We start from the raw sequence: 22,459 nt of genomic DNA, 5'->3' as shown, positions 1-22,459 counted from the left end.
GGGCCGGGGGCCCATGCCCGGTGACCCGGGTCAGCGCCCGGCGCCCCCGCCGTGCACCCGGGGCGTGTAGTCCAGCCGCAGCTTCTCGATCCGGCCCAGGAGGGCGACCAGGGCCGCGTCCTCCTTCACCCGCATCGCGTTCACCTGCTTCGGCGTGTAGCCGTAGCGGGCCGCTTCGTCGTAGCTGATCTCGTGCCAACTGCGGTTGTTCTTGCTGCGGTTGGCCGGGCCGTCCATCCGCCAGAGGTTGTCCTCGTGGTCGCCGAGCTTCTTGAGGTGCTCGTACAGCTCCGCCCGGACCCCGCGCGAGGCCGCCAGGTAGAGCCGCAGCACCGGGACGAGTTCGTCCAGCTGGGTGATCCGGTCGAGCGCCACCAGGTGGTCGGTGTCCAGCGTCGGCAGCGCCGTCTTCTCCGCGACCGCCCGGGCCACCCTGGCCCGCCAGTCCTCGCGGCCGGTCACCTCGTCGAAGTCGATCCGGCTCCGGTCGCGGTAGTTCGGCCCCTTCTTGCGCATCACCTCGATCAGCGGCCGGCTCTTCTCGCGCACCTCCTCGGCACCGGCCTCGCGCGCGGTGGTGAGGTTGGCCTTCTCTCCCCCGCCGGCCCGGACCGCGCCGCCGGCCTCCGCGGCCTCCTGCCGCAGCGCCCAGGAGCGCCGCAACCAGGCCAGGTACTCCAGTTCCTGCGGTGAACGGCCGCCCTGCGCCACCAGCGCGTCGAGCGCGGCGATGCGGTCCTCGTCCGGGAGCCGGCCGGTCCGGCCGAACCATCCGTCCAGCGCGGCGGGGCGCGGCGGACGGACCTCGGCCTGGAGGACGAGCTCCTGGCCGGCCGCGCCGGCGGCGGCCGTCTGCTCCGAGGTCGCGGCGGCCGACCGGGCGAGCGCCCGGTCCGTGCGCCGCACCTTCTCCGCCGCCCGGGTCTGGCCGGCCGGGTCCAGGCGCACCGGCTCCTCGCCGCGCTTGCGGCGGCGCCGGTCCTCGGCGGCGATCACGCCGCCCTGCTCGGTGCTCCGCTCGGCCAGGGTCCGCCGGTGCTCGGCGAGTTGCCGCTTCAGGTCGGCGATCCTGGCCCGGTCCGGACGGCCGGCGCCCCGTTCGGCGGTGATCATCGCGGTCAGCTTCTCGATCTCCCGCGCGGCGTCCCAGGCCCGGGTGCCGGGCACCGGGACGAACTCGCCGCCGAACAGGACGCCGGTCTGCTCGACGAGGGTCCGCAGGCCCCCGCGCAGGCTCTGGGCGTCCTGGACCGCGCGGATCGCGGCCAGGTGGTGCGCCGCGTCCTCGGCGGTGGCGTCCGGACCGGCGGCGATCCGCATCCGGGCCCGGCCCAGCCGGTCGTAGTCGTGCCGGACCTGGACGGTGCTCCCACCGTCCTCCACCACCTCGACGCTGTCCCGCAGTTCGACCGGCAGCGCCGCGACGAACCGGGGATCGACGGTGGCGTGCCGCAGCACCACCGGGGCTCCCCCGGCGGCGGCGCCGCCGTCCTCCGCGGCGTCCTCCGCCAGCGCTCCCAGCTTCAGCAGCGCGCCCGAGACGGCCGCCTCCCCCAGCACGCCGAGGATCTCCCGCCGCTCGCCGCTCGCCACCGCCGCGTCCAGGCGGTACGCCAAGTCCACGTTGGACACCACCAGTTGGACGTTCCCGAGGACACCGTCGACCTGGCCGACGAACTCCAGCGCGCCGGCACCCTTGGTGATCCGCAGCACCTTCGCGCCCTTGCCGACGGCCCCCGTGACGTTGCCGCCGAGGTCCAGCGCGTCCATCAGGGTCTGCTCGTCCGCCCGCAGGTCCCCGGAGAGCGCCCGGTCGCGCAGCCGGACCACGGCGGCCGCGACCCCGCCGGTCTGCGACAGCGCGATCAGCGGAGCGCCGACGTACGGGGCGCCGGCGATCGACAGCACGGCGCCGCCGACGAACAGGAAGGTCGAGGAGGTGGCCAGGAACGCGGCGAGCGGGATGTCGCCGGAGCAGCGCACCGTGACGGCGCGCGCCGGGAACGCCTGCCCGGCCAGCGTGAAGCCGTCGGTCTCGGCGATGACGACGCCCTTGGGGTAGGGCACCCGGGCGAGGTCGGCGAGCGCCCGCTCCAGCGCCTCCTGCGGGGTGTCGCCGCCGCCCTCGTAGGACCGGCGGCGCCCGGACGGCGAGTGGTCCCAGATCCGCAGCCGCACCCCGGCGGCCGGGGCGTCGGGGGCGGTGGTGACGTACAGCTGGAGCGGAACGCCGGTCGGCTCGCCCTCGCCCGCCACCCAGGCGGCGCGCAGCGGCACCGCCTCGCCGCGGGCGAGGGTCAGGTCGGCGAAGGCGAGGTCCTCGGTCAGCCGGCGGCGGGCCGCGCGCGGGCTCTCCGGCGCCGACCCCGGGCGGCTGCCGGGCTCGACCTCGACCCGCTGCTCCAGCACCGCGTACCGGACGCCCCGGCTCCAGCTCAGCTCGCAGCCGATCTCGTAGCGCCCGGGCCGGTCGGCCCAGCGGACCTGCCAGAAGTCGTTGAAGGCGCGGCCCGGGGCGAGCCATCCGGTCGGGATCGCGGTCCTGGCCAGGCCCGGGGAGACGGCCGCCCGGCCCCGGCCCAGCTCGCCCCGGTACTCGCCGGGCGCCGGCGGGTCGAGGGCGCGGACCTGCCAGCGCAGCCGCACCTCCTCCTCCGGGCGGTCGGGCCAGAGCAGTTGGTAGCGGACCTCGCTGCCCGGCGTGGCCCGGCCCTCCGGTTCGGCGACCAGGTACGGGCCGCCGCCCCGCTCCTTCCCGGGCGCGGCGAGGCTCCGCATCCGCTCGTCGTACGCGGTCTGCAGCCCGGCGCGCAGCGCGGCCGGCCCGGGCGGCGCCGCGGCGCCGGAGCGGAGCACGATCCGGGCGAGGTCCTCGGGGTTGAGCACCAGCAGGGACGTCCAGATCTCCTGCCAGAACTCGCCGTCCCGGAAGAGCCGGCAGGAGACGATGTGCAGGCCCGCAGCGTCGGCGGGCAGGTCCCAGCGGTGGGGTTCGGCGTTCTCCGGCCCGGACAGGCTGCCGGAGGGACCGTTGCGGACCGCGTCCACCAGGCCGCCGGCCAGCGCCCGGTAGGCCGGGTCGGGGCGCAGCCGCCACTCGGCCCGGACGGGGTAGACGTCCTCGGGCAGGCGGAGTCCGATCCGGACGGTGCTGCCGCGCGGGACCGGGCCGCTCTGGTCCGGTCCCTCGACGACGAGGCGGGCGCCTCCGGTCCGGTCGAGTTCCCCGACCTGGCGGCTCGCCGCGGCCAACTGCACCCGGGAGCGCAGCTGTTCATTCAGCAGGCCCGGTTCGACGCGCAGCCGCCGGCCGGCCGGCAGCGGGCGGTCGGCGACGTCCGGCAGGTCGCGGGCGAGGTCGTGCTCGGCGGCCCAGAGGTCGCGGTTGTACCAGTAGACGAGCAACCGCCAGTCGTCCGGACGTCCGTAGAGACGGCGGGCCGCCTCGCGGACGGTCATCGCCTCGGTGAGCCAGACGGCGGGGCGGCCCTCCTCGGCGATGTCGTAGGCGGAGCGGGGGCGCAGGGTGAACCCGGGCGGGACGGCGTCGAGGCGGGCCGGCGGGGTGGCCGCGCCCGCAGGCAGGGCCGGGGTCGCCGCCAACTCCCGTATCAGCGCCGCGACTTCGCGCTCGACGCGGTCGCTGGCTCCGGCCGGGAGCTCGGCGACGCCGGGCCCGGACCAGCGGAACGTGGGCGCGGTCACCACCCCGATAGGCGCGTCGGCGCCGGCCCGGGCCAGCGCCCGGGTGAGTGCGGCCCGCAGCCGGGGACGGTAGGAGCCCTCGGCCGCGGCGGTGGCGTCGAGGCGCAGCCGGATCGGGACGGTGACCTGGGGAATCATGCGGGGCGCCGCTCCGTCCACAGGCGGCCGGCCTCGGCCGCGGTGAGGGTGTTGCCGTAGCTGTCGGACGTGGCGTCGCCGGTCAGCAGGACCGGGCGGCCGTCGCAGCGCAGCCTGGTGTCGGCGGCGGTGAGGCCGACGGAGCTGTCGAGTGCGCCGCTGTTGGAGGTGAAGTGGAAGGCGCCGCTCGCGCCGAGCAGCAGCGGCTTGCCGTCGACCCGCAGCCGGGACGCGGCCTCGGGGGTGACCGTGACGGCGGCCCAGGCGCCGTTGGCCGGCTTGGTGCCGGGCGTGGCGGTGACGGACCGCGCCCCGGGGGTGGCTGTCATGCCGGCTCCCCGGCGGGCGGCGGCGCCGGGGCCTCGTGCCGGCGGTCGAAATCGGCCTTGCCGACCTCGGTCACCAGCGGTTCGATGTCGGCGCGGACGGCCTTGACCTCCCAGTGGAAGGCGTGCGAGGCCGGGGAGCCGTCGACCGTGCGGACGGTGAAGCGGCCGTCCCGCACCCGGGAGGCGGCGAGCACGGAGAGCGGCTCGTCGTCGTCCTCGAAGACCGGGGTGAGCTGCACGGTCCGGCCCTCGACCAGCGTCAACGCCTCGAAGTACTCGGGGAGTTCGACCACGGCGCGGCCGTCCGCGAGCCGCCCCTCGCCGCGCTGGTAGACGCCGTTCTCGGGCCCCTCCAGCGCGGTGTGCAGGAGGTACTTCCGCTCGGGGTCGAGCGGGTGGTCGATGAGGAACTTCTTCTCCTTGGCGTAGACGATCCCGGTACTGCGGATGTCGCCGTTGTTGTACATCCGGATGGCGGCGCTGCCGAAGTCGCCGATCGTGCCGCCGAGGTAGAGGCCGCCGCCGAAGTTGGCGTCCCAGGAAGTGACCCGGTTGAGCGCGGGCTCGTAGTCGCCGACCGACAGGCCGCCCTGGACGTGCAGCAGGCCGCTGCCGCCGAAGTACTGGTTGCTGACGACCGTCTTGCCGGGCCCGGCGAGGTAGAGGTTGCCGCTGCCGACCAGGGTCTTGTCCCGGCCCAGGTACACGTCACCGGTGGAGCGGACGTCATTGACGCCCAGGTTGCGCGCGGTGACGTCGTTGACGTTCAGGTTGCGCGCGGTGACGTCGTTGACGCTCAGGTTGCGCGCGGTGACGTCGTTGACGCCGAGGTTGCGGGCGTAGACGTCGGCGTAGGGCTTGCTGTCGGCGGCGTAGTCCAGCGACGGCCAGTCGGCGCTGCGGTCGACGAACTCGAAGCCCCGGCCGGCCCGGAAGGAGAACTGGGCGTGCTGGACGCCGTGGCCGTGGAAGCCGAGCGCGCCGAGCACCTCGCCGGCCACGGCGGGCTGGCCGTCCAGCTTGCCCGTGTGCAGCATGCCGCCGCCGATCCGCAAGCGGGTCCTGGCCCCCTGGGAGAAGTCGATCAGGTCGTCGACGTCGTTGCCGTTGCCGATCACCAGCTGGGTGTTCTCCCCGTTGTACGGGAAGTAGCGGATGAAGGCCTCGTCACCGGTGCCGCCGCCCGGGTCGCGGGGGAACATGATGCCGCTGGCGGCGGTGTTGCCCACCGAGGGGACGATCGCGCCGGTGGCCCGGACGTCCTTGGTGTTCAGGTTGGCGCCGGTGAGGTCGCCCTCCGCCGTCAGGTTGCCCTTCACGGTGTACTGGCCGGGGATCACCAGACCGGCCGCGACCCGTCCGGCGGTGGTGACGGTGCCCTTGCCGGCGGACCGGCGGAAGGTGCCGAGCACGAGGTGGTCGGGGGTGACGGTGCCGACCAGCTCGACCCTGGGCTCCTCGGTCCACCGGGTCTCGCCGGGCACGCCGGTCTCGTCGCTCGGGTCGGTGGCCCGCTCGCTGTAGCGGACGGTGACCGTCAGCGTCAGGTCGCCGGCGCCGGGGGCGGGGACCACGCTCACGGCGGGCAGCACGACCAGCCGGCCCAGCCGGTCGACGGCGTAGCCGGCGGCGACCGTGACGCTGCTGTCGGTGCAGGTCACGGTGAGGCCGGAGACCACGCCCGGGCTGTAGAACAGCGCGGTGAGCAGCTCCCGGCGGGAGCGGTGGTAGCGCTGCTCGGTGTCGAAGTCGTCGGCGCGCAGGAACTGGTAGTCGAAGTAGCGCGGCCGCTGCATCGGCGGGACGGGCTGGGTCACGGCTTCTCCCCCTGGCGAGGCTTGAGGTAGGTGTCGACGCGGACGGTGGCGCGCACGCCGACCTGGAGTCCCGCGGTGATCGGTTTGAAGACCCGGTCGGCGAGGCGGCCGCGGCCGGGGCGGTAGTCCCGGTAGAGCCGGGACTGCTCGGGGCTGAGCGGGGTCGGGTCGGGGCCGCCGCCCAGCACCACCCGGCCGCGCCGGATCGGTGAGGTGTCGACCGCGATCCCCGCCGGGTGGACCCGGTCGAGCAGGTTCATCAGCGCCTCGTACTCGCGGTGTCCGAGGGTGCCGCCGGGCAGGTCGACGCTGAACTCGTAGGGATCGGTGCGCCGTCGGCGGGCGTAGCCGAGGGTGACCACGACTCCGACGCCGCCGTCGGCGGTGCGCACCGTGGTGCCGGGGCCGGTGGTGGCCGACAGCGTCAGCGAGCCGCGCAGCGGCACGGTCTGCCAGCGGAAGCCCACCGCGCGGCGGCGGTTGAGGTTGGTGCCGACCTGCGGCAGCGGGACGGCACCGAGCACCAGGGCGAGCGTGCGGGTGCCGGTTCCGCCGGCCGGGGCGAGCACCACCGGCAGTGCGGAGACCAGCCACTGGTCGCGCAGCAGGCCGACCAGCCGGCGGAGCCTGCCGACCGCCTCGGCCCGGCCGGCGAGCACATCGGTGCCGAGCTGCCCGGGCAGGGTGATCACGGTGTACAGATCGGCGGACAGTGCGGGCAGCTGCTCGACGGCCGGGAGGGGGTTGGCGACCGCCGGCAGCCCGGCGGCGCGGAACGCGGCGACCGCCGGGTCGGCGGCGCCCAGCTGCTGGGCCTCGGCGCGCAGCCGCTGCACGGCGGCCGCCCGGTCGGCGAGGACGGTCGTCCCCGCGCCGTCCGCCGCCCAGGCGCGCAGCGCGGCGGCCAGGCCGTCGCCGAGCACGGCGTGGGTGCGCTCGTCCTGCCGGGCGGCGTACCGGGCGCGCAGCAGGTCGGCGTCGAGGTCGACGGCCAGGCCGTGCAGCGGCAGGTGGGAGACGAACAGGCGGTCCTCGGCGAGCCGGTGCACGGTGGCCAGGCCGCAGGGGACGAGCAGCCAGCGGCCGTCCGGGTCGTCCGCCGGGTCGGCGGGCGGGCGCAGTTCGGCGATCAGCGCGCGGGTCTCCGGGTCGACCGACGGGTCCGGGACCGGTCCGGGGGTGCGCACACGGGCGGCGAGCGCGGCGAGGTCGGCGGCGGTGAGCGGGGTCAGGTCGGCGCCGACGCCGAGTTCGTAACGGCTGCCGCCGGCCGGGTCCTGGACCCGCAGCACGGTGCCGGGGGCGGCTCGGCCGAGGGCTCGGCGGCAGGCCGCCAGCCGGACCAGGGCGGCGGCCAGGCCGCGGGCCAGCGCGGGCCGCGGGGCGGCGCGGTCGGCGAACGTCCAGCCGGCGCGCAGGGCGGCGCGCAGCTGCTCGTCGCGGGCCCGGCGGTCGGCCGACTGCGGCCGCGCGGCGTGCACGGCGTCGCCGTCCGGGCCGGGCTGGACCAGGTGGACGGCCCGGACCTGGTCGAGCACCGCGAGCCGGTCGGCCTCGCCGCCGGGGGCGACCACCCGGAAGGCCATCGCCAGGCCGTTGGCGCTGTCCTCGACGGTGAACGGCGGGGAGATGCCGAACCGGGCCAGCGCCCCGCCGTCCGGGGCCGCGCCATTGAGCAGCCCGGCCAGGCCCTGCGGCGAGGGGACCGCCCAGGGGCGGAGTACCGCGAGGCGGGCGCGGTACTCCTCGTCGCTCTCGCGGGCCGGCTCGACGTCCGCGCCGTCGGGGCGCACGGTGAGGCGTTCGGCGAAGCGGGGCGCCCCGAGTTCGGCGCCGAGTGCGTCGAGCGCGCCGGAGCGCGCGCCGGCCAGGGTGCGGGAGGCGGCGATCTGCCGCGCGATGCGGCGGATCTCGGCCTTGGGCGCGCCCAGCACGTACAGCAGCCGGGCGGTGGTGCCGGACAGGTGGCGCACCCGCAGCAGCCCGGCGGCCTCGGCGGCGTTCAGCGGGTGGGCGGTGCCGTCGCCGTCGAGCCAGGCGGCGGCCAGCTCGAACGGGGCGCCGGGCGGCCAGTCCGCGCCGAGCGGCAGCGGGTGCAGCGCGTCGGCCTCGGTGAACGGGGGAAGCAGCAGCGGCGGTCGGGCGGTGCCCGCCACGGTGGCGGTGAGCCGCAGGCCGCGCTCGGCGAGGTCGCGGCCGGGGCCGGCCAGCACCAGCGGGCGGCCGGGAGCGGCGACGGGTGCACTTCCCTGGGTGCCCGGGGCGCCCGGGTTGCCCGGCAGCCGGCCGGTGACGCGGCCGTCGGCCGCGGTGAGCGGGACGGGCTCGTCGTACACGGCGGCGCGCAGCGGGGCGGGCAGGTGGTCGGCCATGGCCCGGTGGGCGGCGGCCGGGGTCTCGACGGGCGCGCCGGTCGGCGCGGGCGCGGTCACTGGGTGAGCCCCTTCGGGTCCTCGACGAGCACGGCGATCTCATTGGCCGCCAGCCTCAGGTTGGGGCCGGCGGGCGCCACGGCGGTGGCGAGGGCGGGCGGGAACTTCGTCAGCCTGAGGTCGACGACGTCGGCGATGCCGGGCTCGGCCATCATCGCGGCCAGCACCGCCGCGTGCCGGACCTCCTCGCCGAGGCCGAGGCCGTCGACGTACTCGGCGACCCGGGTCAGCAGCCGGGCCTTCAACTGGTCGGGCGGGGTGGTGGAGCCGCGCAGCACCAGCCGGGCGGAGAGCACCACGCCGACCTCCACGGCGGGCTGGATGCGCGGCACCACGCCGAGCGGGCGCAGGTCGTCGATCGCCCGGCGGACGGCGTCGTGCAGTCCGCCGCCGCCGGGGCCGCCCCAGATCGCGGCCGGGGTCGGCGCGACCAGCACGTTCAGCCCGAACGGGCTCGCCGCGGTGGCCTCGTCGCCGAACAGCCGGTCGATGAAGTTGCCGTCGAGCGTGCCGAAGATCGACTGGTGGACGTCGAGGCCGCCGTAGACGTCGCTGACCTGCACCTGGCGCACGCCGGGCACCATGGCGGCGGCCAGCCGGATCGCCTCGGCGTTCCACAGCGAGCGCGGCGCGCGCAGCAGCAGCCGGCGGTAGCGGGCGTCGGGCCAGCGCCGCTCACCGCCGGTGAGCCGGGCGGCGGCGCCGTCGATCTCGATCTCGGCGCCCGCCCTGCCCGGGCCGGCGAGGAACTCGGTGCGCCAGGGGTCCTGCGGGTTCCAGGCGGTGATCCGCTGCTCGGGGCGAGCCGGGTCGAGGTTGCCCTCGGGGCCGGGGTCGAAGGCGACCACCGGGACGGTGACCTGCCGCTGCTGGACGGAGAGTTCCACCCTGGCGTCGGTGGCGACGTCGTCGCCGCGCGGGGTCAGCAGGCGCACGCCGCGCGGCACCACCACCGGCCCGGACGGCGTGCCGCGCAGGGTCAGCCCGATCTCGCCGGACGCCTCCAACCAGGGTCGGGGAAGGCCGAGTTCGGCGCCGAGCGCGGTGAGCGCCGGGCCGCCGGCGGTGGCCACGAAGGCGTCGTCGTAGGCGCCGGCGAGGGCCGACCAGGTGCGGGCGTCCTCCAGCGCGGTGACCTCCAGCAGACGGCGGATCACCGAACCGGGGCCGAGGTCGAGGTCGGCGCCGAACACCTCGCGGGCCAGCTCGAAGCGCTCCGTCACCAGCCGGGCGTACGGCTTGGGCACGAAGCCGCGGTCGGTGACCCCGTACGGGGCCTCGCCGGGCTGGAGGAGGCCGGGGTCGGACGGGGCGGACGGGGCGGACTGGTCAGGCACGTTGCACTCCGGTGGTGAGGGTCACCGGCAGCACCGCGCCGGTGTCGGTTTCCAGGACCGCGCCGACCACCAGGGCCCGGTCGGCGCCGGACGGGTCGTCGACCCGGACCTCAAGGACGCGCCGCACTCGGGGGTCGCGCCGCAGGACGGCGAGGACGGCGACCCGGACCCGCTCGCGGACCAGCTCGGGGGTGTGCTCCTCGGCGAGCACCCGCAGGCCGTCGAAGCCGAAGCCGCGGTCCAGCGGGTCGGTGCCGAGCGCGGTGGTGAGCGCGAGGCGCACCGACTGCAGGACGGCGTCCGGGCCGGTGACGGTGGCGAGGTCGCCGTCGCGCAGCTGCAGGTCGGCGGCGAGCGGGTCGGTGGTGACGGGCCCCGGCCCGGTGCCGGGCCCGGGCTCGGTGGACGGCCCGGCGGCGAGGTTCCAGACGGCGGTCATCCGGTCACGTCCATGTGCCCGGTGACGGCGACCTTGACGTTCTCCGCCTTCATCGCGATGGTCTCCTGTGCCTCGAATCGCAGGTTCTTGCCGGTGAGCGTGATGGTGCCGTCGGCGGCGATCACCACGGACGCCCCGCCGTCGGCGTGCTCGATGGTGACGGCGTTCTCGGCGCGGGCCCGCTCGGGGCGGACGCCCGCGCCGTGCAGCGCCCTGCGCCCCACCCGGACGGTCAGTTCGCCGACCTCGATCACGCGGTTGCCGTCGGCGTCGGTGAGGTCGTTGCTGGCACGGTCGCCCGGGTCCGCGCCGGGCCGGTCGTCGCCGATCCCGCCGCGCTGGCCGGCCGGCACGGCGGCGGGCAGGTGCAGCCACCAGTCGCCGGCCCGGGCCGACGGGCCCTCGCCGTCCCGCCACAGCGCGCCGACGTCCACCGCGTCGTCGGCGCGGCCCCGCCGGGGCACCAGCAGCACCCGGGTGCCGGGGTAGCGCGGCAGCACCAGCCCGTAGCGGCCCCAGGCGAACGGGGTGGCGTAGCCGACCCCGGGGAGCCGGTCCGGCTCGGTGCGGGCGGTCTCCAGCCGCCGGTGCTGCATCGGCTCGCCGTCGCCGGGCGCGAGCCCGCGCCAGACGGTGGCGGTCGGCCCGTCGGCGGCGCGCACCTCGGCGACCTCCGGCACGGCGGCGCGGGCCGCGGCGGCCCGGCCGAGGCCGGCGACGGCCCGGGCGGCCGCGGCGGCGGGGTCGGCCGCGGGCTCGGAGCGGACGGTGACCCGGTCGGCGGCGCCCGGCCGGCCGTCCCAGGCCGCGTCGGGCCCGGTGGTGGCCACCGCGGCGACCACGGTGGTGAACCCGTGCGCCCGGTCGAGGGTGTGCCGCACCGCCGTGACGTACAGCGGCCGCGCCCCGTCGCCGGGCCGCACCAGGTCGCCGGGCAGCAGCCGGGCGTCACCGGGCAGTCCGAGGCGCACGGCGGGCCGGTCGGCGCGGGCGCCGCCCAACTCCTCGGTCCAGCGCGGCCGGACGTCGTGCACCGCGACCAGCGCGGCCGGCCGGGCGCCGAGGTGCAGCACCCCGTCGCGGAACAGCGCGAGGGCGCGTCCGCCGCGGCCGTCGTGCTCGGCCAGCGCCCGTTCCAGGCCCGCCAGGTGCTCCAGGTGGCTGGGCCCGGCGGCCAGCGGTCCGCCGCGGACGGCCGCGCCGTGCGCCTGCACCGCCACGCCGGCCCGGCGGGCCAGCTCGGCGGCCTGCGTACGGTGGTCGCCGGCCGGCACCGGGGTGCGGCAGACGGCCGACAGCCGGTGGTAGGCCTCGTCGGTCCCGTCCAGCCGCAACTCCGGCCCGTACCGGCCCCGGTGGCGCACCACCCGCTCGACGACCGCGGCCGCCACCCGGGCCGCCGGGTCGAAGGGCCGGGCGGCGGTGGCCGAGCCGTGCAGGTACAGCTCGGCGACCAGCGGGCCCGGGCCGGCCGCCAGCCGGTCGACGACGGCCTCGGCCAGCCCGCGCACGGTCAGCCGTACGGTGGCGGCGGCGAGACCGGACGGCAGCGCCGCCTCGGCCCGCAGGGTGACCACACCGCGGGTCTGCGCGCCGGACAGCTCCAGCGGCGCCGCGCCGCCGGTGATCCGCAGGGCCCAGTCGCTCACGGCGCACCTCCGAGGTCCCACCAGGCGAGCCGGATCCGGGAGCCGTGGCGGCCCGCGCCGCGCACCGAACCGGCCCGCAACTCCCAGTCCAGCAGGGCGATCTCGGTGGCGAGGCGGGGCGAGCCGGGCAGTTCGACGGTGCGCCGGGCGCCGGCGGTCAGCGGCAGCGCGCCGGCGTAGCCGCCGCCGGAGCGCAGCACCAGCCGGAAGGCCCGGCCCGGGTCGGCCGGGGTGCTGACGACGGTGGCCGGGTCGGCGTCGTGCCAGGTGTCGGCGCGGCCGAGCACGGCGGCCACGAACACGCCGAGGTCGGCGTGGAGCGGCAGGTACTCGGGCAGGCCGCCGTCCAGCGCGGCGTCGACCACGGTGGCGCCGGGCGGCAGCGGGTCGGGCTCGGCGGGGGTGAGCAGCCGGAGGATCGGTGCGGTGGGTCTCAACGGTGTCCCTCCCTCGTCGGGTGGTTCAGGGGCTTGCTGACGGGGTTGCTCGTCGGGCGGTTCATCGGCGGCCGTCCTGGCCCCGGTGGCTCTCCCAGTCGGCGAGCGCCGAGAGGCCGGCCACCGCCGCGTCGGCCAGGACGTCCGCTCCGCCCTGCCACTCGGGCGCGTGGGCGAGGGTGAGCGAGACCTCGACGACCTCGCGGCGTTCGGCCCGTTCGGCGAAGGAGAGCGCGACGATCCGCAGGTCGGTGCGGATGGTGGACTCGGCCAGCAGGGTCAACGGCCGGGCGGCGCCGGTGGCGGCGCCCGCGACGGCCCCCGCGAGTCCGGTGCCGGCCGACCCGGCCACGGCGCCGGCCGCGAACGCGCCGGTCCCGGTCTCGTGCTCGGCCAGCGCCTCCAGCGCCGCCCGCCAGGCGAACCGCTCGGCGCCGACCAGCAGCCCGGAGACCCGCACGGTCTCCCGCACCTCGGCGGGCCCGATCCGCTCGTACTGGTACTGGCGGTTCAGGTCCAGGCTGGTCACCGCCCACAGGGGCACGGTCACCAGCCCGTCCGAGAGGACCAGGGACGGCGGCCCGTACCGCTGGAAACTGGACACGATCGGCCTCCCCCTCAGTCCCGGCGCGGGGCGGGGTCGAGCGCCTCGAGCTGGGCGGTGAGCCGCTCCAGCACGAGGTCGGCGATGGCCTGGTGGTCGACCTGGGGCGCGTGCGCGACCTCGATCTCCACCGGGAAGTGGTAGTGCGCGGCCTCGGGCACGTGCGCTCCTCGGTTCGTGGCGGGTTCGGGTGGGTTCGGGTGGGTTCTCGCGGGTCGCCGCGGGTTCTCGCGGGTCGCCGCGCGTTCTCGGGGGTTCTCGCGGGTTCGGGACGGGGCCGGCGGCCGGGTGCGGCCGCCGGCGCCGGGCCGGGCGCGCGGATCAGGGGATCGCGACCGCCGGCCCGGACTTGCCCTCGACCTTCGCCGCGAGCGAGAAGCCGGAGAAGGTCACGGTCGGCGCGCCGGCGACGGTCGCCGACTGCGCGGAGGCGGTGATCACACAGTCGGACATGACGAGGGTCCGGTAGGACCAGTCGGTGCCCGACTGCTCCTGGAGGACGATGTCGAAGCGGCCGCCGCGCAGCGCGATCGCGGTGAGCTCGGCGGCGGCGGGCCCGATGGCCTTCACCGTCATCGAGAAGTTGACCTGCGACGGCTGGTAGACGACGCCGATGTGTGTCGCGCCCAGCGAGTGCAGCGGCTCGGCGTTGAGGTTGAAGGTGGTCGACATCGAGTCGATCGGGGCGATCTCGGCGCTCTTGCCTGCGTCGTCGATGTACGCGACGGCCAGGCGGGTGTTCCAGTCGGCCATGGTGGCGGGCTCCCAGGATCCTCGGCGGGGTTGACGGGCTGCTAGTAGGTGACGGCGAGCTTGACGTGCAGGCGGTGCACGGCCGGGCCGTAGGTGATCGAGGTCTGGACGTCGACCGCCCGCTGCTCGCGCGCGGCGCGCACGGTGTCCCGGTCGGCCTGGGTCCACTCCGTCTCCGGGCGGCCGAGGACCTCCAGCACCGGGATCCGCACCTCGAAGCCGGCGATCACCGACTCGCGCAGCAGGCCGCCGAGGATGCCCTCGGTGCGCTGCTTGAGCATGGTCAGGCCGGTGCGGGTGATCCGGGCGTCGCCGACGCTGCCGATCAGCCCGGCCCGGAGCAGGAACTCCACGTGGTCGACGACCCGCCGCAGGTCGATGTACCCGTACGCGGGGTCGGTGGTGAAGGTCTGGCCCTCGGCCAGGTGCAGGCCCTCCCCCGCGATCAGCGCGGGGTCGATCACCGGGTTGAGGCCGGCCTTGGAGAGCTCGATGATCTCCGACGGCCCGTACTGCTTCTCCTTCGGGATCCGCACCCCCTTGACCTGCTTGAGGAGCAGGGAGGCGTGCGGCGGGTGCGCGGCGATCACCGCGGCGGTGGCGGCGGCGACGTCGCCGTCCGCGCCCCGGGCCGCGACCAGGACCATCCGGCCGCTGTCGCTGCGCAGCTTGACCAACGCCGGGGTGACCACCTTGGCGACGTAGTCCGGCGCCTTCTCCACCTTGGGGTCGATCATGGCGACGCCGATCCGGCGCAGGCCCTTGGCGGAGATCTCCTCGACGTGCGCCCGCAGCGCGAGCAGGCCGGCCGGCGGGGTCTCGGTGCCGATGTCGGTCACGCCGGCCAGGCAGACCACGGACACGTCGTCGACCGCCTCCAGGGCGGCCAGTCCGGCGGCGTGCTCGGTGCCCTTGACCCGCACGCCGTAGACCTTCTGCGGCAGCCGGTCCTGGGTGAGGGCGAGCAGCAGGCCCTTCTGGAGCGTGTTGTCCTGGCCGAACAGGGCCCGCGCCTCGTCCGGGGTGGTGACGACGTACGGGACGTTGACGGCGGCGGTGCCGCCGCTCGCGCCGTCCGGGGTGGTGCCGACGAGGGCGATCACCCCGCTGGACGGCTGGACGCGGGGCGTCAGCCCGGACTTGTCGATCTCGATGTCGACAAAGGGATACGCAGTGGGCATGGCTTTCCTCTCCTGCTCTCTGTTCTGGAGGTCACGGCGTCAGGTGGTCCCGGCGATGGCCGCGGTGCCGGGTCGGCACGGCTTCAGCCGGCCACGGCGTCGGGGACGACCAGGAGGGCGATCCCCTGGGCGGCCAGCAGCCGGCCGGCCGCGGCCGCGCGGGCGGCCCGCTGCTCGGCGGGCCCGGCGGCGGTGGAGCCGCCCGGCCAGTCCGGGTCGTCGAACACGGCCGGCGGCACCAGCCAGCCGACCTGGGCCCGGTCGCGCGGCGCCAGCGGCACCGTGCCCGGCACCGCCGCCGCGCCGAGCGCGCCCAGCGCGTCGGCCAGGGCCCGGCTCTCGGCCAGCAGGTCGGCGGGCCGCACGCTCTCGCGGACGAGCAACGCCGCCAGCACCGGCAGGGCCACCGGGCGCGGCGTCCCGGCGCCCGGCGTGTAGTGGACGGTCAACTCCGGTCCGCCGGCCCGGCCGAGGGGCGCGCCGTGCACCGCGTCGACCCGGTCGGCGCCGGCGCCGGTGCGCACCGTCACGCTGCCGCGCCACAGCGCGTCGGCGGTGGGCCCGCCGAGGCCGGTGAGGGTGAACCGCCCCTCCTGCCGGATGCCGCCGGGCGCGGACCAGCCGCCCTCGGCGGTGACCGGTCGGTCCAGCCGGACGCCGAGCCGCAGTTCGGCGAAGTCCGCCGTGTAGGGCCCGGTGACGCCGGCCGCCGTCTCGTAGCCGGCCGCCACCAGGTTCTCCAGCGACCGCTGGTCGAACAGCCGGTCCCGCTGCTCCGGATCGGCCAGTCGCACCAGGGTGCGGTCGCGGAAGTCCATCTCGTCCCTCTCGGTCTGCCTCGGCCGGGTCGGCCGCGTCGTCTCCGTCTTCCGCCACAGAGCGTGTCCGTCGTCGCGTGCAAACCGCGTGCAAAACACGTGCACGGCACGATTGGAAGGCGGGTAAGCCGGGTAGGGCGGCGGTGGATCGCCGACGAAGTCTGCACACGGTCAAAGCGTTTAGTCGCTGTTGAGTGGCCGTCTACGCGCAAAGAGCACGCTTCTCTCGCTCACGGTGGAGAGCACCGTGGCTCGAACGACAGGGAAGGTGGCACAGCGTGAGCGGCAGCGCGGACGGTAGAGCGGGCAGAGTGCACGGGGCGTGGGAGTTGTGTGCGCTCGGACCCCTGGAGATCCGGTTCGACGGCGTGCCCCTGCCGATCGGCGGCGCCCGGCAGCGGGCGGTCCTCGCCACCCTGCTGCTCTCGCCCGGCCGCCCGGTGCCGGTCGGCCCGCTCATCGACAACGTCTGGGGCGGGCGGGAGCCCGCCAGCGCGCTCAACACCCTGCAGAGCTACGTCTCCCGCCTGCGCGCCGTGCTGGCCCGCCCGGGCGACACCGGCGGATCGGCGCCGCGCCTGCTCGGCGGCCCGTCCGGCTACGTGCTCTCCGTCCACGACGAGCAGCTCGACTACCGGTGCGCCGAGCGGCTGCTCGACGCCGCCCGGGCCGCGCTCGCCGCCGGCGACCCGGCCGCCGCCCGCGCGTCGGCCCAGGAGGCGCTGGCGCTCTGGCGGGGCCCGGCGCTGGGCGAGCTCCAGAACCTGCCCGCGTTCCAGTGGGAGGCCGCCCGGCTGGACGAAGTCCGCCTCGGCTCCGAGCAGTTGACGGCCGAGGCGGACCTCGCGCTCGGCCGGTCGGAGGAGGCGGTGGCCCGGCTGTGGCGGCTGGCCTCCGGTCACCCGCTGTGGGAGCAGCCGCAGGCCCTGCTGATGCGGGCGCTCTACCGCACCGGCCGCCAGGCGGACGCGCTCGCCCTCTACCAGCGGACCCGCCGCCGGCTGGTCGACGAGCTCGGCATCGAACCCGGCGCGGAGCTCGCCGGCGTCCACCGCGCGATCCTGCGCCAGGACCCGCTGCTCGGGCTGGTCTGATCCGGCAGCAGGGGCGGGGAGTTGCCCGTTCGGGTAGCGCCGGGCGCCGCGCGTTGACACCTCCGGTGGTCTGGTCCACCGTAGTCGGCAGGCCGGGCCTCGACCCGACAGAGGTCCGGTGAACGCGCGTCAGCAGCGCGACTTCACCGCGGCTCGGGTCCGTGTCCCCCGTCGGACCCGGGCCGCGGTGGCCGGACGGGAGCGGAGGCGCCCTCCTCGTAGGCCTCGATGGTGCGGACGAACAGCGCGCGCTCCTCGGGCGCGAGCGGCTCGAAGGCGCTGCGCCAGGCCGCCGCGCCGTTGGCCAGCCAGCCTTCGATCGCCGCCTTGGTCTCGGGTTCCTCGGTGATGGTGACGATGGTGCGGCGGCGGTCGGCCGGGTCGGTCCTGCGCTCCACCACGCCCTGCCGGCAGAGGTCGCTCACCATCAGGCTCACCGTCGTCGGCGCCACCTGCAGGTGCGCCGCCAGCTGGTTCACCGGCATCGGCCCGTCGAACACCAGGTAGGACAGCATCGACAGGTGCCGGGGCGCCAGGTTCGCCGAACGGAGCCGCTCGGGCACCGGCGTGCGCTTCAACCGCGCCGCCACCCTCGGCATGAAGAGCAGCATCGCGCGAACCGCCTCATCGGCGCTGAGCCCGCCCCCGGGTGCTGTGGACATCCGCTCCGCCCCTCCTCTCGAAGCTCACACCGTACCGGAAGGGGTCGACGAGGCTGTCCGGGACGGACGCGCAGAGCGTCCCCCGTCAAGTCCCGGACACCCCACCCCACCTGCCCGGACACCCCCCACCCCGTCCCGGACACCCCAACTCCCTGGCGCCGACCCCCACCGTCCTGCATCGTCAATCACCCACCCACCCGCCGGGCGGACGCCGTCACGGGGGCGGCCGACCGCCCGGCGGCTCCCCGCGGATGGTCCCGCACCTTCCCCGATGAACCCCCCGCCGCTTGCAGAAACCTTTCCCCACGGCGCGAAAAGTCGGCCCCGCCGACTTCCCACTCCACCCAGCCGCGCACCCGAAGCCAACCCGGCGGAACCAGGTGACCGAGCCAGAAGGCGCACCAAATCCGGGAGCAGGAAGTCGAGCGGGCCGACTTCCTACTCCCCAGCAGGGGTGCGGAAGCGTTTCTGCGCGCGGGCGCGGTGGGCGGGGAGCCGCTGTGGGGCACAGGAAGTCGAGCGGGCCGACTTCCTACTCCACGGCGGAGAAGACAAAACGTTTCTTCGCCCGGGCGCGAGGAGCCAGCTGGGAGCAAGCGGGCGAGTGAGGAGAGAGCCGAGCCGGCAAGAGACACCTCGCCCGGGAGCAGAAAGTCGAGCAGGCCGACTTCCTGCTCCACAGCAGGGGCGCGGAAGCGCTTCTGCGCGCGGCCGCGGTAGGCGGGAAGCCGCCGTGGAGCGCAGGAAGTCGAGCGAGCCGACTTCCTACTCCACAGCAGGGGTGCGGAAGCGCTTCTGCGGGCGAGCGCGGTGGGCGGGAAGCCGCTGTGGGGCACAGGAAGTCGAGCAGGCCGACTTCCTACTCCACGGCGGGGAAGACAAAACGTTTCTTCGCCCGGGTGCGAGGAGCCAGCTGAGAGGAAGCGGGCGAGTGAGGAGAGAGCCGAGCCGGCGAGAGACACCTCGCGCGGAAACAGGAAGTCGAGCAGGCCGACTTCCTGCTCCACAGCAGGGGTGCGGAAGCGCTTCTGCGGGCGAGCGCGGTGGGCGGGAAGCCGCTGTGGAGCGCAGGAAGTCGAGCAGGCCGACTTCCTACTCCGCAGCAGGGGTGCGGAAGCGCTTCTGCGCGCGGGCGCGGTGGGCGGGGAGCCGCTGTGGGGCGCAGGAAGTCGAGCGGGCCGACTTCCTACTCCGCGGCAGGGATGCGGAAGCGTTTCTGCGGGCGGGCGCGGTGGGCTTGCTAGTGGGTTATGGGGTGGGTGAGGAGGTGGTGGGTGGGGGTGGTGGTGAGGAGCCGGCCGTGGTGGGAGGTGAGGGTGAGGGTAGGGGGGAAGGGGGTGGTGGGGGTGAAGGGCGGGTGGGGGGTGGTGGTCGGGGGGCGGGTGGTGAGGCCGGTGGGGGTGGTGGCGTGGAGGCGGCCGCCCAGGACGGTGAGGGTGGTGGCGCCGGACGCGGGGCAGAGGGGGTGCCAGGGGGCGTCCGGGTCGGTGGCGGGGCGGTGGTGCAGGGTGTCGTCGTGCGGCGTGACGGCGAAGAGCGTGCCGTCGCACATGGCGAGGGCCACCGTGCCGGGCGGGGTGCGGCCGGCGGGGGTCCAGGGGGCCGGGCCGGGGACGGGGTCGCGGACGAGCAGGCGGTCGTCCTCGGTGACGGCGAGCAGGGCGAGCGGAATCGGGCCGGCGGCCTCGCGCGGGGCGGTGAGGCAGCGGATCCGCGGGAGCGGGCCGGGCACCGGCGGGCACGGCGTCCAGGGGAGGTTCTGGTCCGAGGGCTCCCGGTGCAGCAGGGTGGTGCCGTCGGTGGCCACCGCGAACAGCAGGCCCTCGCAGGCGGCGAGCGCGCGGACGCCGTCCGCCCGGCCGACGGTGTGCCAGTGCGGTGACCGCCCGGAGCCGCCGAGGCGGTCCAGCACATTGCGGGTGATCCGGTCGACGACCGGGTCCCCCAGCGCCCGGCCCCAGTTGATGGTGGCCGCGTTGAAGACGGTGCCGGCGCCGAGCCGGAAGACGCCCATGGTCGCCCAGCCGCCCTGCCCGTAGCGGCGCCAGTGCCGCAGGTCGGCGGTGGCGAGCACGGCGAACGAGCGCGGCGTGCCGTCCCGGCCGGTGGCCCGGGGCACCCCGGCGGACCAGTCGAGTTCGGCGGCGTCGGTCTCGTAGCCGAGCGAGCCCCGCCCGAACGCGTCGCCGTCGGCGAGCCCGGTGCCCTCGAAGACCCAGTGCTCGGCGAAGCGGACGGTGTAGGACTCGCGGCCGATGACCGCCATGCCGTCGCCCCACGCGCCCGCACCGTTGCGGAAGCTGACGCCGGTCATCGCGTTCTCGGGCCGGTCCACCGGGGAGCCGGACCATTCGACGGTGGTCCGGCGCGGGTCGGTGGCGGTGACCGGGTCGGCGGCGGCGTCCCGGTGGCAGACCATCGAGCGGCCGCCGTCGGGCTCGTCCTCGATCCGGATCTGCCACCACGCCGTGTTGGCCGCGAAGAACGCCACATTGCCGCCCCGGCGGGTGAACTCCTCGACGCTGTCGCGCATCCCGGCGGACCAGTACTCGTCGTGCCCGTTGACGACCAACAGCCGGTAGTGGGACAGGAACCGGGAGAAGGACCGGTCGTGCAGGTCGAGGCCGGAGCAGTACTCGACGGGGTACCCGGCCCGGGGCAGCCAGCGCAGCAGCGGCTCCTCCCAGCGCTCGGGCGGCGGGCCGCCACCGGGCGCGTCGAGCCGGACGCGGGCCGCGCGGTCGGGTTGCTCGGCGTAGTAGAGGCCGCGCCCGGGCTGGCCGGCCCGGTGGTAGGCGCGCCAGGTGGCGAACGGGACCGAGACGAGGATGCCCGCGCCGGGACGGGCGGCGCGCACGGCGAACCACACCTCGTGCTCGGCGTCGCGCTCGGGCGCGGGCTGCTCCGGCCGCGCGTCGTGGAAGCTCGCCCGGTAGAGCGAACTCGGCCAGTGCGGAGGGACGTCGAGATCCCAGTGCGTGACGCCGGACAGGCCCGCCTTCAGCCGGATCTCCCCGCTCACCTCGTCGGTGACGACCACCCGGCCGACCAGCGGACGGCCCTCGACGCCCCGCCCGCCGAGGCGGAAGCGCAGCCGACCGCCCTGCGCGCAGGACGTCGCCCCGGCACTCGCCAGCGGACGCGGGACGAGGTCGACCGCCCTCACGAGAACCGCTCCAGCAGGCCCGGCAGCGCCGCGAGCCGGGGCGGGGCACCGGCGGCGGAGGCGACCACCAGCTCCTCGATCGCCCGCAGATGGGCGTGGATCGCCGCCGGCGGCAGGTAGGCGGTGTCGGCGGTGAGGGTGACGGTGAGCGCCGAGTCGTCGCCGGTGAGGTGGAGGCAGTACCGGCAGGCGACCAGCTCCTGGGTGGCCGGGAAGTCCAGCACGGTGCGGCGACGCAGCGCGGCCAGCTCCTCGGCCGTCGGCAACTCCGTGGATGACAGCGGCCGTTCGACGAGCCGCATGTCGTTGAAGCAGCAGTACGGGTGCACCTCGGCGCCCCGCTCGCGGGCGATCCGGGCGAGCAGGGCGTCCCACTCCACCGGGTCGTAGGCGGCCGCCCGGTAGCCGGCCAGGGCAGCCCGCCAGGCGTCCGGCAGCAGGTCGGTGAAGACCGCGCCGCCGTCGAGGTCCTCGGGCAGGTCGAGGACGACCAGGGCGTCCTGGGAGAGCGTGCTCACCAGGTCGCGGTGGTCGGCGGCGGCCCGGTTCCCGGCGATCGGCATCACGGCCGCCGACGGGTGGCCCCGGTCGGCGGCGACCAGGGCGCCCGCGGCGGCGAGCAGCACGGTGGAGCCGCTGACCCGGTGGACGGCCGCGAGCGCGTCCACCGCCCGGGGCAGCGCCGCCGACACCAGCCGACCGGTCCAGAACCGGGGCGCGCACGGCTCGGCGACCGGGTCGGCGAACATCGTCGGCGGCATCCGCCGCAGGTCGGCCTCCCAGCGGGCCAGCGCCGCCGCGCCCCGGCGGCGCCCGGCCGGGCCCCGCTGCTGGTGCGCGAGGTCGTACGGGGTCACGGCGGCGGGGCGGCCCGCCGAGCCCCGGCGGACCAGCAGCCGCAGGTCGCGCACCAGCACCTCGGCGCCGTGCCCGTCCGAGGCGAGGTGGCACAGGGCGAACACCGCGTGGGTGATCCGCCCGCCGGAGCGCACCGCGCCGAACCGCACGGGCCACTCCCCCGGGTAGTCGAAGCGCCGCCCGATGAGACCGGCCAGCAGTTCCTCGGCCGCCCGGTCGGCGCGCGCGGGGTCGGGCTCCTCACGCACCTCGACCGTGATCTCGCCCGCGGAGAAGAGGAGTTGGCCCGGTTCGCCGTCCTCGCCGAGGGCGAGCCGGGTGCGCAGCGCCTCGTGCCGGGCGAGCAGCCCGGCGACGGCGACGGCCAGCCGGTCCTCGTCGACGGGCGCGCCGCGGTCGGCGATCGGGAGGATCCGGCCGAGGTTGAAGTAGTGGTCGTTGGGCGCGGTGCGGCCGATGGCGTGCCAGATGGCGCGCTGGCCCCAGGTGAGCGGCGCGCGCCCGGACCGGCTGCCGGAGAAGGGGACGGTGAGGCCGGGGCGGACGGCGGTGGTCGCTCCGTTCATCCGGCGTGCTCGTGCAGGCGGGCGGCGAGGGCGGTCAGGCCTTCGGCGTGCAGGGCGGGGTCGCCGAGGTCGATCAGCAGCTCGAACTCCTCCTCCAGGCTGTCGGCGAGCCGCAGCAGGGCCAGCGAGGAGACCCCGAGGGCGGTCAACGACTCCTCGGAGGCGAGGAGTTCGGCGACGGTGAGCTGCCCGTCGGTGGCGGCGCTGACCAGCTCGGCGAGGCGGCCGCGCACCGGGGCGAGGTCGGCATAGGCGGTCATCGGGCGTCGCCGCCGCCCTGCTCGGCGAGCCGGCGGCGCAGGCTGAGCGGGCGGATGTCCGGCCAGACGCGGTCGACGTGGGCCGCGCACTCCTCCTCGGTGCCGGTGAACCCCTCGGCACTCCAGCCGGCGGGCAGCGGGGCGGCGGCGGGCCAGAGGGCGTGCTGCTCCTCGTCGTTGACGACCACCTGGTACGGGGCTTCGGTGCTCACGG

The 22,459-nt window shown here is 76.3% G+C and carries 19 protein-coding genes; 1 reads left to right on the top strand and 18 read right to left on the bottom strand.

Annotated elements, in window-relative coordinates; all coding sequences use genetic code 11:
• Window positions 1-30: 30 nt before the first annotated feature.
• The 13 genes from ABTX81_RS19755 to ABTX81_RS19695 all read right to left on the bottom strand — a co-directional run bounded on the left by ABTX81_RS19755 (window position 31) and on the right by ABTX81_RS19695 (window position 15,639).
• On the bottom strand, window positions 31-3,843 hold the full coding sequence (locus ABTX81_RS19755; RefSeq protein WP_350547321.1) for a hypothetical protein: 3,813 nt from the start codon (window positions 3,841-3,843) through the stop codon (window positions 31-33).
• Window positions 3,840-4,172 carry a hypothetical protein gene (locus ABTX81_RS19750; protein ID WP_350547318.1) on the bottom strand — a complete coding sequence of 111 codons (333 nt, stop codon included), beginning with the start codon at window positions 4,170-4,172 and terminating at the stop codon, window positions 3,840-3,842. Before ABTX81_RS19750 ends, ABTX81_RS19755 begins: the two co-directional genes overlap by 4 nt.
• Window positions 4,169-5,989, bottom strand: coding sequence for a hypothetical protein (locus ABTX81_RS19745; RefSeq protein ID WP_350547315.1), 1,821 nt, complete (start codon window positions 5,987-5,989; stop codon window positions 4,169-4,171). Before ABTX81_RS19745 ends, ABTX81_RS19750 begins: the two co-directional genes overlap by 4 nt.
• Window positions 5,986-8,421, bottom strand: coding sequence for a hypothetical protein (locus ABTX81_RS19740; protein WP_350547312.1), 2,436 nt, complete (start codon window positions 8,419-8,421; stop codon window positions 5,986-5,988). The genes ABTX81_RS19745 and ABTX81_RS19740 overlap by 4 nt, the downstream gene beginning before the upstream one ends.
• Window positions 8,418-9,758, bottom strand: a complete 1,341-nt coding sequence (locus tag ABTX81_RS19735) for a baseplate J/gp47 family protein (RefSeq protein WP_350547309.1) — start codon at window positions 9,756-9,758, stop codon at window positions 8,418-8,420. Before ABTX81_RS19735 ends, ABTX81_RS19740 begins: the two co-directional genes overlap by 4 nt.
• Window positions 9,751-10,197, bottom strand: coding sequence for a GPW/gp25 family protein (locus tag ABTX81_RS19730; protein WP_350547306.1), 447 nt, complete (start codon window positions 10,195-10,197; stop codon window positions 9,751-9,753). Before ABTX81_RS19730 ends, ABTX81_RS19735 begins: the two co-directional genes overlap by 8 nt.
• Window positions 10,194-11,846 (bottom strand): hypothetical protein, encoded by a 1,653-nt coding sequence (locus ABTX81_RS19725; protein WP_350547303.1) that lies wholly within the window; start codon window positions 11,844-11,846, stop codon window positions 10,194-10,196. The genes ABTX81_RS19730 and ABTX81_RS19725 overlap by 4 nt, the downstream gene beginning before the upstream one ends.
• Window positions 11,843-12,283 (bottom strand): hypothetical protein, encoded by a 441-nt coding sequence (locus ABTX81_RS19720; protein ID WP_350547300.1) that lies wholly within the window; start codon window positions 12,281-12,283, stop codon window positions 11,843-11,845. The genes ABTX81_RS19725 and ABTX81_RS19720 overlap by 4 nt, the downstream gene beginning before the upstream one ends.
• A gap of 61 nt (window positions 12,284-12,344) precedes the next feature.
• Window positions 12,345-12,887: a hypothetical protein gene (locus tag ABTX81_RS19715; protein WP_350547297.1), complete on the bottom strand. Its 543-nt coding sequence runs from the start codon at window positions 12,885-12,887 to the stop codon at window positions 12,345-12,347.
• Window positions 12,888-12,901: 14 nt separating this feature from the next.
• Window positions 12,902-13,048 carry a hypothetical protein gene (locus ABTX81_RS19710; protein ID WP_350547294.1) on the bottom strand — a complete coding sequence of 49 codons (147 nt, stop codon included), beginning with the start codon at window positions 13,046-13,048 and terminating at the stop codon, window positions 12,902-12,904.
• Between the two features lie 160 nt (window positions 13,049-13,208).
• Window positions 13,209-13,640 (bottom strand): hypothetical protein, encoded by a 432-nt coding sequence (locus ABTX81_RS19705; RefSeq protein ID WP_350547291.1) that lies wholly within the window; start codon window positions 13,638-13,640, stop codon window positions 13,209-13,211.
• A gap of 41 nt (window positions 13,641-13,681) precedes the next feature.
• Window positions 13,682-14,821, bottom strand: a complete 1,140-nt coding sequence (locus ABTX81_RS19700; protein ID WP_350547288.1) for a phage tail sheath protein — start codon at window positions 14,819-14,821, stop codon at window positions 13,682-13,684.
• 83 nt (window positions 14,822-14,904) lie between these two features.
• A complete protein-coding gene (locus ABTX81_RS19695) occupies window positions 14,905-15,639 on the bottom strand; it encodes a hypothetical protein (protein ID WP_350547285.1) in 735 nt (244 codons plus the stop codon).
• Between the two features lie 278 nt (window positions 15,640-15,917).
• On the opposite strand from ABTX81_RS19695, the gene ABTX81_RS19690 reads away from it, so the two are divergent.
• A complete protein-coding gene (locus ABTX81_RS19690; protein ID WP_350547282.1) occupies window positions 15,918-16,733 on the top strand; it encodes an AfsR/SARP family transcriptional regulator in 816 nt (271 codons plus the stop codon).
• A gap of 143 nt (window positions 16,734-16,876) precedes the next feature.
• Here ABTX81_RS19690 and ABTX81_RS19685 read toward each other — a convergent pair whose 3' ends face one another.
• The 5 genes from ABTX81_RS19685 to ABTX81_RS19665 form a co-directional block, all read right to left on the bottom strand.
• Window positions 16,877-17,395, bottom strand: a complete 519-nt coding sequence (locus ABTX81_RS19685; RefSeq protein ID WP_350547279.1) for a MarR family winged helix-turn-helix transcriptional regulator — start codon at window positions 17,393-17,395, stop codon at window positions 16,877-16,879.
• 1,240 nt (window positions 17,396-18,635) lie between these two features.
• Window positions 18,636-20,561 (bottom strand): N,N-dimethylformamidase beta subunit family domain-containing protein, encoded by a 1,926-nt coding sequence (locus ABTX81_RS19680; RefSeq protein ID WP_502892810.1) that lies wholly within the window; start codon window positions 20,559-20,561, stop codon window positions 18,636-18,638.
• Window positions 20,558-21,985: a condensation domain-containing protein gene (locus ABTX81_RS19675; protein WP_350547276.1), complete on the bottom strand. Its 1,428-nt coding sequence runs from the start codon at window positions 21,983-21,985 to the stop codon at window positions 20,558-20,560. Before ABTX81_RS19675 ends, ABTX81_RS19680 begins: the two co-directional genes overlap by 4 nt.
• Window positions 21,982-22,245 (bottom strand): hypothetical protein, encoded by a 264-nt coding sequence (locus ABTX81_RS19670; protein ID WP_350547273.1) that lies wholly within the window; start codon window positions 22,243-22,245, stop codon window positions 21,982-21,984. The genes ABTX81_RS19675 and ABTX81_RS19670 overlap by 4 nt, the downstream gene beginning before the upstream one ends.
• Window positions 22,242-22,457, bottom strand: coding sequence for an MbtH family protein (locus tag ABTX81_RS19665; RefSeq protein WP_350547270.1), 216 nt, complete (start codon window positions 22,455-22,457; stop codon window positions 22,242-22,244). Before ABTX81_RS19665 ends, ABTX81_RS19670 begins: the two co-directional genes overlap by 4 nt.
• Window positions 22,458-22,459 lie beyond the last annotated feature (2 nt).

It is taken from the genome of Kitasatospora sp. NPDC097605 (assembly GCF_040302725.1).
GTDB lineage: Bacteria > Actinomycetota > Actinomycetes > Streptomycetales > Streptomycetaceae > Kitasatospora.
Note: the sequence above shows the minus strand (reverse complement) of the source record. Positions and strands in the feature narration are given on the sequence as shown.